The organism is Sphingobacterium sp. B16(2022), from assembly GCF_012030425.1.
In the GTDB taxonomy this organism is placed as follows: Bacteria; Bacteroidota; Bacteroidia; order Sphingobacteriales; family Sphingobacteriaceae; genus Sphingobacterium; species Sphingobacterium anhuiense.
The window spans coordinates 1,751,553-1,766,781 of the sequence record NZ_JAAUVN010000001.1; the positions used below are offsets into that span (position 1 = coordinate 1,751,553).

The following is a 15,229-nucleotide window of genomic DNA, read 5'->3' on the forward strand; positions in this document are numbered from 1 at the left end:
ATGACTAACACAATCTTAGAGAATCTGAAAGTAATTGAAGATAAAATCAAAGCATGTTGCCTACTATACAATCGTGACCCCAAAGAAGTCAAACTATTGTTAGCGACTAAAACAGTTCCGGCAAATCGTATAAAAACGGCTTTACTCGCAGGATATACATTAATTGCAGAAAATAAAGTTCAAGAATTAAGGGACAAATATGACGATTTAAAAAATATCCCGCATACCAATCATTTTATAGGCCATTTACAAACCAATAAAATCAAATACATACTCCAGCATGATGTCACTTGTGTGCAATCTATAGACCGGTTTGATCTAGCCAAAAAAATAAATCAAAGATTACAACTTGAAAATCGAACGATAGACATTTTAATCCAGGTGAATACTTCCATGGAAGAAAGTAAATTTGGCATATCACCTGATAAAGCCATTGATCTGATACGACAGATAGCCATATTAGAAAATGTAAAAATTAAAGGGCTCATGACCATTGGTCTATTCAGCGCAGAAGAAGATAAAATTCGTGCCTGTTTCGGATTATTGAAAAACCTCCAGCAAGACATTATCAAAGCTGAAATCCCTGGCGTCGAAATGAGAGAATTGTCCATGGGTATGAGTGGCGATTATGAAATTGCTATTGCCGAAGGAGCAACAATTGTACGCATAGGGACAGCAGTATTTGGAAAGCGGATATATCCAGACTCCCACTATTGGGACGAAAGTAAAAACTAATATCACAAAAAAGGCTTTCCAATGAAAGCCCTTTATATCCTGTTATAATTAAGAATTATTTTGCGTCCAAAATAATAACCTCAACTCGTCTATTCTTTTGACGACCTTCTGGAGTTTTATTATCTGCTACAGGTTTAGTCTGACCAATACCCTTTGCCGCGATTCTAGACTCTGCAATTCCAGCATCTACCAAAAACTTTTTAACCGAGTTAGCTCTCTTTTCAGCTAACCATTGATTATACTCCACAGTACCTGTCGCATCTGTATGCCCATCAACACGGATCTTACTTTTATTTTCTTTTAAAAGTGTTGCCAATTTACTCAATTCCGCTTTAGCTTTTTCTGTTAAATAAGAAGAGTTTGTCGGAAATAGCAAATCTGATGAAATCGTAAATTTAATTCCTTCATCTGTACGAGTAGCATCTTCAAAATCACGTTTAACGTTTTTCAATCCATCATCAGTACCATCAATACTAACAACAGCACCTGGATTAACAATTACAGCTTGTTGTTTACATGAAAACAAAGAAATTGAACAAAGCAAAGCAACAGCAATACTATTTATTTTTTTAATCATCGAATGTTTAGATTATTTATGAAAGCAAAAACTAACTGTAAAGATATAAAAAAAAGTGAACTCAAGAAAAACAGAAAGGGATACAGATCTTAGACATAACGCTACAAGATCTTGTATCCCTTTAATTCGTTCAGCAGTTTCGCTTATTTCTTATGATAGATCTTTTTAATAGTTGCATTAATCTCCGGTATCTGGTTATACAATTTCCAGATCAATCCAGATTTTGCATTCTCCATTAAAACAGCCACACTCGCCTGATTTTTCGCATTAAAACCATCGGAAACATCATTATTTTTCAAATCAATCCAAGATCTAAAACCATATTGGGTAAACAGCACCTTAGCATATTGATCATAAAATTTGCGCAAAGATTTTTGACCGATCTCCTGTTCGAAAGCAACAGCCGAAATTGCGATTGCTGGATTCACTAAATAATGCCCCACGCTATCGCTCGGATTCTGTACTCCCCAAATATCTGTATAACTAGATCCCAAGTTTAATTCATTATCCCTTCTTTTATAAGCTAAAATATAATTACTTGCTAGCTCACCATAATCGACATAACCATCGTATTTTCCGCTCGGATCTAAGGTTAAAAATGGTTTATAAAACTCAATCAAACTTTTATTTAAATCGCCAATTGCAATTTTTTTACCATACAGCATATGTTTTTCAAAGATCAAACTATCTTCAAAGGATACGGGGGTAGCTGGTTGTACCTGCGGTATGATAAGCCCACCATTCATATGTGAAGCAGCTCCTTGATCAACTGTCGATGGAGATAAACGAAGTAAACTATCCGCTAGAGGTAATTTTTTAGCATATCCATTCAGGTAACTCGCTTCCGTCAATGGATAAGTCGGAGAAGACATCGCTAATAAATAAGCACTTAAACCATCATTCAGGCCGTTTAAAACTTTAGACTGATAGGTGCTATCTACAGCTGACCACCGATCCATCAGTGCATCAGGATTTGACTTTGATGTTAGCTTTTGCCAATTCACCCGCTTCCATAATTTCGTTACATCCTCTCTAAAATTGTGTTCATCAGCAACATCCTTTGAAAAATATTCCCGAGCAACAAGCAATCCTTCCATAAGTTTCGCCGTCGCTTTAACATCATACATCTGTACGCCATCAGTATAAAATGGCACGCCTTCCCTTCCATCATAAAATGCCGTAAATACACCCTCATGATGCTGAGCCTTGTTTAAAAACTTGATCATCCTACTCAAACGCAACAATAAAGCTTGACGCGAAATAACATTGTTTTCAGCACCAACCAATAACGAAAGAATTGCATAACCCGATTCTTCTATAGAAACTATAGCCTTCTTATTTGATTTATTTGGTAGAAAAAGACCACTGTTGATATCATAGTTCTCAATAAAATAATTGACATTTGTCAATTTGATTAAGTTCGAAAGCTCTATATCACTAGCAGGTTTGGTTTGAATTTCTTTTACAGTAGAGAATGGAGATTCCAGATAATCAAAATCTACCCATGCGATCTTATAATAGTATTTCTTATTATATTCTTCTACAAGATCATAACATTTTTGCATAAATACCGGTCGTATGGCAATCGGCTTAAAATCAACGTTATCCGTTGATCTGTAAATTTTTATATACCGGATACTTGGTGTTAACGGCAGTTGCCATTGAAGCTCCACCTGCTTATCAATACTGGAGACCTGTGACAGAATAGCTCCTGAAGACAATTTGACACGAGAAGGATTTTTAGGCAAAAACTCCAATTGATCTAAAAACAACTGATGCGTCATCTCATCAGTTCCGTTTTGATGAAAAACCACTTCAGAAACTGCTTCCCCTGCTTTTAAATTTCCAAATTTTGACAAGGGTATCTCTATATTAAGCCAAGTATCATGATCAAAGTCATCTATAAATGGGGAAAGTTCTAAAATATTAGTTTCAGAACCATTTTGAAGCAATTGAATTTTCGGAAGAGTTTTTTCTTTCGTATGCGGTGTTTGCACATACATTTTAATTGTCAGCACATCACTGGCCAGGACCTGATAATTGATCTTATGGCGATCATTTAGTAAAGCAACCTTCCAATTTCCAGCATTTGATGACAAATAACGGAGTGAAAGTGAATTTCCTGGAGTAAAAAATAAAGAATCTGTAGTCGGTAAATTTTTCTTTACATTCTGTACCCAACTGTCTCCCGAATATTCCACCAAGCTTTTGGCATAGTTACCTGACAAGAGACTGTTCTCAAACACAACTTCAGGATAAGTTTGTGCAGACAAGGCTGTTGCAGTAGAAATAGATAAACCGATTATGAATAGTAATTTTTTTGACATGCGCATAAATTGATAATAAACATCAAACAAAAAGTAAGCCATCTATACTTTAATGAATCACAAAAGTAATAAAGGATTTCCAATGTAAATGTCATACGTAATTTTAATTTCGGAAAAAATGCACTAATTTAGCCATCTGATTTTTTCATAACAACTTTATATGAAAACTACATTTGAATTTGAAAAGCCAATTGCAGATTTGCAATTGCAGATAGAAAAAGTGGAACAAGTTGCCGTAAAGACGAAAGTCGATATGAGTGCAACTGTGTTAGAGCTACAAGAAAAACTAGCGAACGCTGAAAAAGAGATATACGGTAATTTGTCTGGTTGGGAGAATGTGCAGATGTCGCGTCATCCGGAGAGACCCCAAACATTGGATTACATTAACATGATCTGTGATGATTTTATTGAATTACACGGAGATCGTACTGTAAGAGATGATAAAGCCATCGTCGGTGGATTTGCATCGATCGGAGGTCAATCAGTTATGGTTATCGGGCATCAAAAAGGAAAAAACACCAAAGAGCGTCAATACCGCAACTTTGGTATGGCTAACCCTGAAGGATACCGTAAAGCTCTTCGCTTAATGAAAATGGCAGAAAAATTCAACAAACCTGTCGTTACATTGATCGATACAATGGGTGCATACCCAGGTTTGGAAGCTGAAGAAAGAGGTCAAGGAGAAGCCATAGCACGCAACTTACTGGAAATGTCGGTACTAAAGGTGCCTATTATCTGCGTAGTAATCGGTGAAGGTGCTTCTGGTGGTGCATTGGGTATCGGTATCGGCGATCGTGTATACATGCTAGAGCACACCTGGTATTCTGTCATCTCTCCTGAATCTTGTTCCTCTATTTTATGGAGAAGCTGGGACCACAAAGAAAAGGCGGCAGAGGCACTAAAATTAACCTCTAAAGACATGCTTGGCAATGGCCTTATCGATGGTATTATCAAAGAGCCACTAGGTGGAGCACATCAAAACCCTGAATTAGCGGCCGAGTTATTAAAAGCAAAATTGGTTGAAGATTTAGCGATTTTGATCGCCAAAGACGAAGATGTTTTGGTGGACGAACGTATAGCGAAATTTAGCAAAATGGGTGTAGTAGTTGAATAGCACTACCATTCACAACAAAATAAAAGGGACGCTTTAATAAAAAGTGTCCCTTTTATTTTGTCCCGCCCCTCTCCAGTACAGAAAATAGAAAAAATAAGATTTTAAAAAAGAATACGTTACAACATATTTCAAAAAAATTAGCAAATATATTTGTTCCCTTTGCTAGATTTTTCTAGCTTTGCATCACTCCAAACAACGAAGGAAACTTCATAAGAGTAAGATTCCGTAGCTCAGCTGGTAGAGCAATACACTTTTAATGTATGGGTCCTGGGTTCGAATCCCAGCGGGATCACAAAAGAAAAGCTAATCTTATGATTAGCTTTTCTTTTGTATAAAACGGTTAAATTCGAATATCACTCCCTGCTTCTATCAATCAATCATTGGAACTTGTAATGCTATAAATGATACGATCATCAGCTATACCATTTACAATAAAAATGAACTTGATGCAGTCATCTGTTGACTGCTGTTATATAGAAATAAGATATAAATATCAAGAGAAAGAGTGCATAATCATACGAGTAATTCCAATGCTCATTATTAAAACAAACGAAGCGTAAAGAATTCATTAAGTACAAGTGAAAACTTTCCTGACAAATAATTTATTCTAATGAAAAAATCAAATAAGGCCATATCAGCGGCATTACTATCTATGGTCAGTGTCCAAGGTGGTGCCTCTATCGCTAAACAGCTTTTTCCTGCCATAGGAGCAACAGGAACAAGTATGTTGAGAATTGGCCTGTCTACCGTATTGCTAAATATTATAAATCGTCCTAAATTCTTTCAATTCACGAAACAACAATGGTTATATTGCGCTATTTATGGAATAGGAATTGCCGCAATGAATCTTATTTTTTATTTAGCCATCCAACGCATCCCCTTAGGACTGGCTGTAACGGTAGAATTTATAGGCCCACTTTTTCTAGCTTTATCTTTATCCCGAAAATGGTTAGACGTCCTTTGGGGATTAATCGCTTGTGCCGGTATTTTATTTATCGTGCCATGGCAAAGTAACAACATTGATTTAATCGGACTTCTTCTCGCATTTCTAGCGGGTATATTTTGGGCGGTATACATTGTTATGGGCAGCAAGGTGACCGGCATTATGCCAGGAAAAGACGCTGTAAGCACGGGAATGCTATTTGCAACCCTAATTATTATCCCCTTTGCCCTATGGGATGGTGGTATTTTTAGTCTTACCCCAATGCTGTTTTTAAAAGGACTTGGCGTCGCTGTACTTTCTAGCGCTGTACCTTTTTCACTAGATTTAGTGGCTTTAAAAAGACTTCCAGCAAAAACATTTAGTATTTTAACAAGTTTGCAACCGGCATTTGCCGCCCTATCAGGTATGATATTCTTATCGGAACGTCTTACACCGTTACAATGGATTTCCGTTGCTTGCGTTATAAGTGCAAGTATGGGCGCTACTATTTTCAGTAAAACGAAACAACAGATCGAAGAATAATTAAGAACGATCTATCCTACATACGAACAATATCACAAAAGCGCTATCTCCCGATAGCGCTTTTTTTATGTCAATCGAATAAGAAATAAGTTATAGAAACAAATCGACCATAAACTAAAAGAAATAAAATCAATGAAAATCCGTTAAAATAAACGGATATATTATTTTATCTTTATTATCGACATCATATCGTCACTCAAAATCTAAATTGATTACCATGAATAATTTCGATTGGACATCATTTACAAAACGTATCGCGATTAAAGCCTCTCTTTCCGAGATTTATGAAGCTTGGTCTGTTGCGGCGAATTTAGAAAGATGGTTTTTGGAACGTGTCATTTTTCGTGATGCGGCAGGAAATCAGCTTGAACAGATCAACCCAGAAGAAAGCGGCATGCAGTACGATTGGTATTGGTACCTGGATCCGACGCCCATGCATGGAGAAATCCTTAAAGCAAATGGTAAAGATTTTCTCCAGTTTACATTTGAAGGTACCAGTATGGTTGATGTGACATTAAGTACACTTCATGAGTATGTTATCGTAGAATTACGGCATCACCATATTCCACAGGACGATCACTCAAAGCAATACATTCGTCTGGGATGCTCTAATGGTTGGGCATTCTATTTACATAATTTGAAATCAGTATACGAAGGAGGTCTCGACCTTCGTAATAAAGACCCTAGAATCGGTAATATGATCAATAACTAACAAACACCAATAAACCAGCTTTCAACGAAAGCCAGTCAAGCTTTTATCACGGCACTACGGAGGAACAACGCCGTATATGCTGGTCGTTATCATCAATACCTAGTCCTGCAGCAATTCCATTTCTCTTTTCAGGTTTTCTTTTGCCCGTACTTCAAAACGGTTATAAAAATAATCTGTTTTAAAAATCCGGTCCATGGACAGAAAATGAGTTAATGCTTTCTTGCGACCAGAGTGGTACTGTACATCTGGATAAATCTGATATTCCAAGCGGATATTTGTATAGTATTTTGCATATTTCTCCCATGGTTGTCCCAAAATAGAAAGATCAGCATCAGTAAAATAATTTGTGTCCTGATCGTTAGAAATTAAGTGCGATTTTGTCGCCAGGATCTGTTAGGTGCATGTCAAGATAATTGCTTCGGAAACAGCAATCTCTTTCATCCGTTTTACGGCAAAATGAGCACTTTCATCTTCATTATTCTGTTTTGACGCATCGTAGATAATATCATGATAATAAAGTGTAAACAATAGAGCTTCCCAATTCTTGATTTTCTCTTTTACAGCCGTAAGTTCAAGCAGCAGATTTTCAAGATGATCTAAAGTATGGTAATGTCTGAGAGTATCACCATAATAGGCTTCTACCTCCCTCCATAAGGAAGCGATCAATTGCTCATCTTTCGTATAATTTTTCAATAGCCCCACAAATGTTTCTTTAAGTATCATCGCTTTTAGATTATCATCATGTTACCGAGCATATCTGATGCCACAGATTAATAAGTTATTATTCAACAAATGAAAATGATGACATTCATCAATTTATGTGACATCTATCACCTCAAACATCTTGGCACGCCGGCAGTATTTAAGTAACTTAGTATGAAATTAAAAAGCATAACAATATGGATAATACAATGAAAGCAGCACGATGGTATGCCGCAAAAGATATCAGGGTAGAATCAACGGAGATCCCAGCTCCAAAAGCGAAACAAGTTAAAATTTCAGTTCAGTTTGCAGGAATCTGCGGCTCCGACTTACATGAATACGTCCATGGTCCACAGCTCATCCCGGTGGCCGCACCCTATCCGCTCAATGGACACCAGGGTACAACCACATTAGGACATGAATTCTCCGGAATTATTGATGCCGTGGGCGAAGGTGTACATCATTTAAAAGTTGGCGACCGGGTAGTCGTAGAACCAATCTTTAAAAACTTTGATAGCCCCTTTATTGCAAACGGAGAGTACAACCTGTCAGAACCATTAGGCTTTGTTGGTCTATCAAGCAATGGCGGATTTGCTTCTTACGTTGTAGTAGAGGATTATATGGTGCACAAAATACCAGACACTATGTCCTTCGAGAAAGGTGCATTGGTAGAACCCGCGGCAGTAGCAGTTTATGCGGTCATGCAAAGTAATCTAAAAATCGGCGGAACTGTTCTAGTTTCCGGAGCCGGTCCAATTGGTTTATTATGTGTTCAGGCGGCCCTGGCAGCCGGAGCTAGTACCGTTATCGTAACCGATATCGCCGACAAACGTCTTGAAAAAGCAAAATCTATAGGCGCTACACATATCATCAATGCGAAAGAGGACGGTATACCCGAAAAAATTAAGACCATAACAGGTCTCGGAGTAGATGTTTTCCTTGATTGCGCAGGTGTACAAGCCTCCTATACAACGGGTATCACGAGTTTAAAAAATGGAGGAACCGCTGTATTAGTAGCACTATTTGGAAAACCTGTTACAACTGATGCGCTCGATCAAGTTCTTCGTGAAATCACCATTAAAGGAATTATTGCCTATCGCAATATTTTCCCGCAAGTCATTGCACTGATCGATAGCGGTAGGATGCCGGTAGAGAAATTGGTTACACGCAAGATTGTTTTAGATGAAATCGTCACGAACGGATTTGAAGCCTTAGTTAACGATCCTACTGAAGTTAAGATATTGATTGATATACAAGCAAGCTAAATTTAAAAACAACAGCCCAAAAGTTGGTTCAAAAATAATCATCAGGAATAAACAGCAAAGCCCAATCGAAAGATTGGGCTTTTTAGCTTTCGGACCAAAGAAAACAACTTTAAACCCTATTCGTTAATTATTAAACATTTCATAACCTCAAAAAACTACCAACCTCGTGATCAACACCATTAATTAATAAAAATTCACCAATATCCAACCGCACGTGATCAAAATAATCTAAAATTCTTGGAAAAAATTTGCGTAGTCAAATAACTACACTTACATTTGTAGTCAAATGACTTCATAATTTAAAACTAACCAGTACTATGGAGATTTGGAACATAAAAAACCGATATATAATTGAAGAAATCGTATAGCGTTGTACTTTTTTAATACCCGAACCGTAAAGATCAAACAATGGATCGAAAACTAACATGCGATAAATAAGGTATTAAGTAACCGCTCAAGTATAAACAGATCAACATACGAATTGTACCGATTAAAAAAACACATTATGAAAAAGAGAGATAAAATCATCTATTGGTTTTCTACCATTTGGCTAAGTTTAGGAATGGTGTCAACTGGAATTGTTCAGATCATCCACATGGATGAAGAAGTTAATAAAATGAAAGATCTAGGCTATCCCTCCTATTTTCTCACCATTATCGGTATTTGGAAGCTACTAGGAGTAATTGCCATTCTCCTTCCAAAACTCCCAGTAGTAAAAGAATGGGCATATGCAGGATTTTTCTTTCTAATGTCGGGCGCAATTTTCACCCACCTTGCAGTTGCTGATAAAGCAGTCACCTATTTTGGTCCTGCGCTGTTACTCCTGCTCACGATTATTTCGTGGTATTTCAGACCAGTTGAACGTAAAGTCTAGACCAGATGAAAATAGAACTGAATCCAGGAGTTGACAAATATTTGATAGATGGCTGTATGCGTTGCAAATATGGCGGTACACCATTATGCAAAGTCAATAACTGGAGGGAAGAATTAGAAATGCTCCGCCAAATTGTACTGGAAGCGGGTTTGAAGGAAGAAATAAAATGGGGTGCACCCGTATATACCTCCAAAGGAAAAAATATAGTTTCCGTTGCTGCATTAAAACAATCCGCCAATATCGGTTTTTTTAAAGGTGTATTATTATCCGACGATCATAAAATCTTAACCCAACAAGGTAATTTACAATCGGACAGGATCATCAAATTTACTAATATAGCAGAAATCAAAAGATTAGAAAATACCTTAAAATCGTATATATCCGAGGCCATAGCGATAGAAGAAAGTGGTCAAAAGGTAACATTTCAAAAAAATCCAGAACCTATCCCCGAAGAACTCCTACAGCTATTCGAACAAGACTCTAAGTTAAAAACAGCATTTTACGCATTGACACCGGGGCGGCAAAGAGGATACATCATTTATTTTTCACAACCCAAAGTAGCACAGACAAGAATTGGAAGAATTGAAAAATACCGACAACAAATTTTAAACGGTATAGGATTAAACGATAAATACAGTTCCAAATAGCGTTAATAAAATATGATCATACACACATCAAGCAATGACAGGACAGATCATAATAGATTGAAGTGTTAAAGCGAAAAAGACCATAACAATGAACTTAAGAAGAGACGTTTTTCAAGCCCTTGCCGATCCGACAAGAAGAGCAATATTGCTACTGGTTGCCTCACATGCGATGCCTGCTGGAGCCATTGCTTCCAATTTTGACACATCCAGGCCCACCGTTTCTAAGCACCTGCAGATTTTGACCGAATGTGAACTCCTAAAACCTGAGCAAAATGGCCGGGAAATCTATTACCATCTCAATCCGCAAAAAATGAAAGAAATTGCAGATTTTATCGAACCGTTCCGCCAGATGTGGGATGACAGATTCAATAAATTAGAAGCCGTAATGAAAAACTATATAGCCAAATAATCATGGAACAGAAAACAAAAATCAGTGCCGAACATGACAAACAAGAAATCATCATCACACGCGAATTTGATCTTCCTCTAGAATTGCTTTTTAAGGCATATGAAGATGCCGATCTCTTTGAACAATGGATGGGTACAAAAGTACTGAAACTGGAAAACAAGAAACATGGTGCCTATGCATTTGAAACATCACACGATGGCACTGTTGTATTTCGGGCAAACGGAACAATCCATGAATTTGTACCAAACGAAAAAATCACAAGAACATTCGAAATGGAAGATAGTCCATTCCCTGTTCAGCTTGAATACCTCACATTTGAACCCTATACAGATGCAAGCAGTAAACTTACTATCCAGATTATTTTTAAATCTGTTGCTTTTAGAGACCAGCTGCTCAAGATGCCTTTTGCACAAGGTATCAATATGGCGCACAACCGGTTACAGGAGATCTTAAATACACAGAAACAAGATTAGGACAGCTCAATCTATTAACAGACCGTTTCTTTGTCTATGAATTACTTCTAGCTGTTCCAGACAATAAATCAGGCCTTATACTTAAAAAAACAACCATTATGAACACACAGGTAGAACATTTCTTTGAAAAAAAACAACAATGGTCCGAAGAGTTCAATTTACTTCGTGATATCATTACTGAAAACAAATCCTTAGAAGAAGAATACAAATGGATGCATCCATGCTACACGCTCGATGGAAAAAACATCGTTCTTATTCATGGATTTAAAGAATATTGCGCGCTCCTGTTTCATAAAGGAGCTTTACTAAAAGATCCTGAAGGTATATTGATCCAGCAAACAGAAAATGTACAGGCAGGCAGACAGATCAGATTTAAACATATAGCAGAGATTCTCACGCTAAGACCAGTTATTCAAGCTTACATACGGGAAGCCATTGAGATCGAAAAAGCGGGATTAAAGGTGGAAATGAAAAAAGTGAACGACTACCCTATTCCTGAAGAATTCCAGCAGGCACTGGCACAAGATCAAGAATTAAATACAGCATTCTATTCCCTAGCACCTGGACGACAAAAGGGATATCTATTTTATTTTAATCAGGCGAAACAATCCAAAACACGGCAAAATCGAATTGAAAAATATTATCAGCAGATCCTTGACGGCAAAGGGATTGATGATTAAAGGCCAGTAAAACCGAGCCCTCTATCACAAAATAAAGAAGCCCGGTTTTACTATCCCTTACCACCACATCAATCTAATTATTGGGGTATCACATTCTCTGCCCGAAGACGTTCAAACAAGTGGATAAATGCTTCTTCGGTATTCTGGTAAGCCGTAAATCCCAGTTTTCGGCTATTGGCCATATCCACCATCACTTCGATAGGTCTGCCCAGATCAAGATCTGTATGCCATGGTGAAGCCAATTGAAAAAGTTCATGCTGTTCCAGTCCATACTCCTTTACCATATCAGACCACAATTGACCATCATTTTTAAGTTGTTCGGCAAGAGGCCTCGGCTCTCCATGAAATCCTTCAGCCTCAATGCCGAAATATGACGCGATGCGCTCCCATAACCAACTCCAACGAAAGACATCGCCGTTCACAATATTAAAAGCCATATTTTTAGCTTCCTCAGTCGTCGAAGCCCAGATTAACTGCTTCGCCAGAACACCAGTATCCGTTACATCCGAAATTCCGTTCCATTGCGCTTCCGAGCCCGGCCAGATCAATTTCGCCCCTTTTTGTTTACAAATACTGGCATATACGGCAAGCGTCACCCCAAGATTCATCAAATTACCGATCGCATGCCCGATAACCGTATGCGGCCTATGTATACTCCACGTAAATCCATCTCTTGCCGAAGCTTCATATACCGCATCTTCCTGAGCGTAGTAAAAATTAGGATGACTTAGTCTAGGCTGTTCTTCCCGAATAGGTGTATTAGGAAATACACCCGTAGCTACGTATGACTCAAAAGGACCTAAATAATGCTTTAACCCCGTTACCAAAGCCACATGCGCAACAGTTTTCTTTTCAGACAGAACATCGAGAAGATTACGGACAAGAGCACGATTTACAATAATATTTTCTGTCTCATTGTCTTTCCGCATCCATGTTGTAAAAAACACATGTGTTGGGTAAACATTTTCAAGTGCGATCTTTAGATTTTCAACATCCATAAGATCAGCTTTTACCGGAATTACGCCGTTATCAGTTTGACCGGGATGACGTGCCAGACCATAAGTTTGCCATCCATGGCCAACAAGCTCCTCAGCCAAACGACTTCCCGTGATCCCAGTTGCGCCAACTACTAATGCAATTTTATCCATTGTTATATCTCTTTAAATTTCTACAACAAAGTTCGCTGCATTAAAAACTGAAAGAGATGATACAGATCAAGAAATTCCATTGATCCAGATCAATGGAATTAATCTGTAGATGCAATTTTCTTACGGATTCTACTCAAGGTTTCAGGAGCCAATCCCAGATAAGATGCCACCAGATGTTGCGGCACACGTTGCATAATTTCAGGACTAGCCTGTAGCATACGCTGAAATTTTTCTTCAGCAGTATAGCTGTTCGAACTGATCAGCCGTTCATCTTTTGTAACCAAACTATTTTGATAGAGCATTCTAAAATACCGCTCCATCACCGGGACCTCTTCCATCAATTGTTCATAATCTGCCCGCGATAAAAGCAGTAACTCGGTATCTTCAATAGCATCTATATAGAGAATTGCCGGTTGCTGATTAATAAAACTCTTAAAATCAGACACCCACCAGCCTTCCCATCCAAAAAGGCTGATATGCTCATTTCCTTTCTCATCCAAACGGTACGATTTGATAAGACCTTTTTTCACAAATGAAAGATGCGTACAAACAGCTCCTTCTTCCAAGATATATTGCTTCTTTCTGATTTTTTTGAATGTAAAAAAAGAAGCTATCGCCTCTTTGTCACCACGAGAGAGCGTCACTTTTTTTTCAATATGAGAAAATAATACTTCTAACATGAATTTTCATTTATAGCGTCTTCAAACTTAAATAAATTTGTTTTATTAACCTCAGAAAAACCTCCTAAACACCAAACATATTCACGCACGCATCTGTTTTATACCCGATATAAAAACATTAAACCCAAAGACATGATCATTCAATATTTGACAACCGAATTCGAACACGAGGTCAACAACACCCGTAAATTACTGCAGGCAGTGCCTGAAAAAGACATACACTACAAGCCAGCAGCTATTTCTTGGACAATGGGAGAACTGGCACAACATATCGCAACTATTTATTATTGGTACGTAGGCACATTTACAGAAGATGTATATGATATGGCCACCGATCATCTTGAGCGCGGTGCACCTGATGATATCAAAGCCACGCTGGAACTTTTTGAAAAAAATGTAGCACGAGCCAGAACCGCTCTATCAACACTTACAGAAGAAAAACTACGCGATCACTGGACAATGAAAGCAGGTGAACGCATACTCTTAGGCCCAATGGAAAGAGGCATTGTGGCACGAGGATTCCTTTTTAATCATATTTATCATCATCGTGGAGAATTGATTGTCTACCTAAGAGCAACCGGAAATAAAGTGCCTGGACTGTATGGTCCTACTTACGAAGACAGCAAAAAGATGTAAACGCAAGTTATGCCGCAGTAGAGCGAAATTTTTCATGCAGATCAGTTACAAAACTAAAATGACAGAACAAATTAATCCCATAGCAGACTTACCCAATGATAGATCTGCTATGGGATTAGTATTAACTGTTAATTCAAGACAAAACGTGCCACGAAATTTAATCCTTCTCGTCGCTTAGTTTAAAACCTTTTACAATTTTCTGACCAGGCATATGAAACTCCAAAACCAGGCTATCTGGCGTATCCTTTATGACATCCAGGCCGATCACACTTTCATATCCCACCTTAAGATTATCATTTTTCAGGAAATCGGCATCGGTAAACAAAATCACCTTCTCAACAATTCCTTTATTTTCAATAATCTGTAACCGCGGACGGGCCATCACACTTTGAATAAGCTGTACTCTATATTTCCCGGTATCTGGTGTATAGTACGATCGTCTTTCCATGCCCGTACTTGAAAATAGAATACCAAAAAAAGGCAACATCATCGCGGCTATGCTAAACAATAGCCCCAATACTAATACGATACAGTATATTTTCGTATAAATACTTTTCCAGAAAATAATTAGAAATGGAAGCGTCGTGAGTAACCATATCCAAAAGACCAAGCGGTCACTCCAATACCCCGCCAAACTGATCTGCCACGTCAGTATAACTGTAATATCGACCAACATGATCAGTGAGATCAGCATATAAGCGATATAAAACTTTTTTCTACCTGTCACTTTTTGCATAACTCCATTAGAAAACTTAACGATAACTTCATTATCGGCTAAAATAGAA

General features: G+C 37.8%; 18 protein-coding genes and 1 tRNA gene. 12 read left to right on the top strand and 7 right to left on the bottom strand.

Annotated features, from left to right (window positions below):
• Window positions 1-735, top strand: coding sequence for a YggS family pyridoxal phosphate-dependent enzyme (locus HCX49_RS07730; protein ID WP_168126688.1), 735 nt, complete (start codon window positions 1-3; stop codon window positions 733-735).
• Between the two features lie 55 nt (window positions 736-790).
• Here HCX49_RS07730 and HCX49_RS07735 read toward each other — a convergent pair whose 3' ends face one another.
• On the bottom strand, window positions 791-1,312 hold the full coding sequence (locus HCX49_RS07735; RefSeq protein WP_206368298.1) for an OmpA family protein: 522 nt from the start codon (window positions 1,310-1,312) through the stop codon (window positions 791-793).
• A gap of 143 nt (window positions 1,313-1,455) precedes the next feature.
• The gene (locus HCX49_RS07740; protein WP_168126689.1) at window positions 1,456-3,639 is read right to left on the bottom strand and encodes a glucoamylase family protein; all 2,184 of its coding nucleotides are present in this window, start codon (window positions 3,637-3,639) and stop codon (window positions 1,456-1,458) included.
• A gap of 160 nt (window positions 3,640-3,799) precedes the next feature.
• Between HCX49_RS07740 and HCX49_RS07745 the strand changes: the two genes are divergently transcribed.
• From HCX49_RS07745 to HCX49_RS07760, 4 genes are all read left to right on the top strand, one after another.
• Complete coding sequence (locus HCX49_RS07745) at window positions 3,800-4,753, top strand: acetyl-CoA carboxylase carboxyltransferase subunit alpha (protein WP_168126690.1); 954 nt, start codon at window positions 3,800-3,802, stop codon at window positions 4,751-4,753.
• 219 nt (window positions 4,754-4,972) lie between these two features.
• A tRNA-Lys gene (locus tag HCX49_RS07750) sits at window positions 4,973-5,045 on the top strand.
• Between the two features lie 318 nt (window positions 5,046-5,363).
• On the top strand, window positions 5,364-6,218 hold the full coding sequence (locus HCX49_RS07755; RefSeq protein ID WP_132768509.1) for an EamA family transporter: 855 nt from the start codon (window positions 5,364-5,366) through the stop codon (window positions 6,216-6,218).
• Window positions 6,219-6,435: 217 nt separating this feature from the next.
• Window positions 6,436-6,930 carry an SRPBCC domain-containing protein gene (locus HCX49_RS07760; RefSeq protein WP_132768511.1) on the top strand — a complete coding sequence of 165 codons (495 nt, stop codon included), beginning with the start codon at window positions 6,436-6,438 and terminating at the stop codon, window positions 6,928-6,930.
• 99 nt (window positions 6,931-7,029) lie between these two features.
• Here the strand turns inward: HCX49_RS07760 and HCX49_RS25365 are convergent, their stop codons facing one another.
• The gene (locus HCX49_RS25365; protein WP_206368300.1) at window positions 7,030-7,245 is read right to left on the bottom strand and encodes a hypothetical protein; all 216 of its coding nucleotides are present in this window, start codon (window positions 7,243-7,245) and stop codon (window positions 7,030-7,032) included.
• 78 nt (window positions 7,246-7,323) lie between these two features.
• The gene (locus HCX49_RS25370) at window positions 7,324-7,653 is read right to left on the bottom strand and encodes a hypothetical protein (RefSeq protein ID WP_206368301.1); all 330 of its coding nucleotides are present in this window, start codon (window positions 7,651-7,653) and stop codon (window positions 7,324-7,326) included.
• Window positions 7,654-7,829: 176 nt separating this feature from the next.
• Here HCX49_RS25370 and HCX49_RS07770 point away from each other — a divergent pair, with 176 nt between their 5' ends.
• The 6 genes from HCX49_RS07770 (at window position 7,830) to HCX49_RS07795 (ending at window position 11,980) form a co-directional block, all read left to right on the top strand.
• Window positions 7,830-8,897, top strand: a complete 1,068-nt coding sequence (locus HCX49_RS07770) for a 2,3-butanediol dehydrogenase (RefSeq protein ID WP_168126691.1) — start codon at window positions 7,830-7,832, stop codon at window positions 8,895-8,897.
• A 505-nt stretch (window positions 8,898-9,402) separates the two neighbouring features.
• Window positions 9,403-9,771, top strand: a complete 369-nt coding sequence (locus tag HCX49_RS07775) for a DoxX family protein (RefSeq protein ID WP_021191581.1) — start codon at window positions 9,403-9,405, stop codon at window positions 9,769-9,771.
• 5 nt (window positions 9,772-9,776) lie between these two features.
• On the top strand, window positions 9,777-10,418 hold the full coding sequence (locus tag HCX49_RS07780) for a YdeI/OmpD-associated family protein (protein WP_168126692.1): 642 nt from the start codon (window positions 9,777-9,779) through the stop codon (window positions 10,416-10,418).
• Window positions 10,419-10,506: 88 nt separating this feature from the next.
• Window positions 10,507-10,827 (top strand): ArsR/SmtB family transcription factor, encoded by a 321-nt coding sequence (locus HCX49_RS07785; RefSeq protein WP_132768519.1) that lies wholly within the window; start codon window positions 10,507-10,509, stop codon window positions 10,825-10,827.
• 2 nt (window positions 10,828-10,829) lie between these two features.
• A complete protein-coding gene (locus HCX49_RS07790) occupies window positions 10,830-11,300 on the top strand; it encodes an SRPBCC domain-containing protein (protein WP_132768521.1) in 471 nt (156 codons plus the stop codon).
• Window positions 11,301-11,398: 98 nt separating this feature from the next.
• The gene (locus HCX49_RS07795) at window positions 11,399-11,980 is read left to right on the top strand and encodes a YdeI/OmpD-associated family protein (RefSeq protein ID WP_168126693.1); all 582 of its coding nucleotides are present in this window, start codon (window positions 11,399-11,401) and stop codon (window positions 11,978-11,980) included.
• A 77-nt stretch (window positions 11,981-12,057) separates the two neighbouring features.
• Here the strand turns inward: HCX49_RS07795 and HCX49_RS07800 are convergent, their stop codons facing one another.
• Both HCX49_RS07800 and HCX49_RS07805 read right to left on the bottom strand, forming a co-directional pair.
• On the bottom strand, window positions 12,058-13,128 hold the full coding sequence (locus HCX49_RS07800; RefSeq protein ID WP_168126694.1) for an SDR family oxidoreductase: 1,071 nt from the start codon (window positions 13,126-13,128) through the stop codon (window positions 12,058-12,060).
• 98 nt (window positions 13,129-13,226) lie between these two features.
• Window positions 13,227-13,808 carry a Crp/Fnr family transcriptional regulator gene (locus HCX49_RS07805; protein ID WP_132768527.1) on the bottom strand — a complete coding sequence of 194 codons (582 nt, stop codon included), beginning with the start codon at window positions 13,806-13,808 and terminating at the stop codon, window positions 13,227-13,229.
• Between the two features lie 147 nt (window positions 13,809-13,955).
• Here HCX49_RS07805 and HCX49_RS07810 point away from each other — a divergent pair, with 147 nt between their 5' ends.
• Window positions 13,956-14,444 carry a DinB family protein gene (locus HCX49_RS07810; RefSeq protein WP_237682740.1) on the top strand — a complete coding sequence of 163 codons (489 nt, stop codon included), beginning with the start codon at window positions 13,956-13,958 and terminating at the stop codon, window positions 14,442-14,444.
• A gap of 157 nt (window positions 14,445-14,601) precedes the next feature.
• Here HCX49_RS07810 and HCX49_RS07815 read toward each other — a convergent pair whose 3' ends face one another.
• A complete protein-coding gene (locus HCX49_RS07815) occupies window positions 14,602-15,180 on the bottom strand; it encodes a hypothetical protein (RefSeq protein WP_168126696.1) in 579 nt (192 codons plus the stop codon).
• Window positions 15,181-15,229 lie beyond the last annotated feature (49 nt).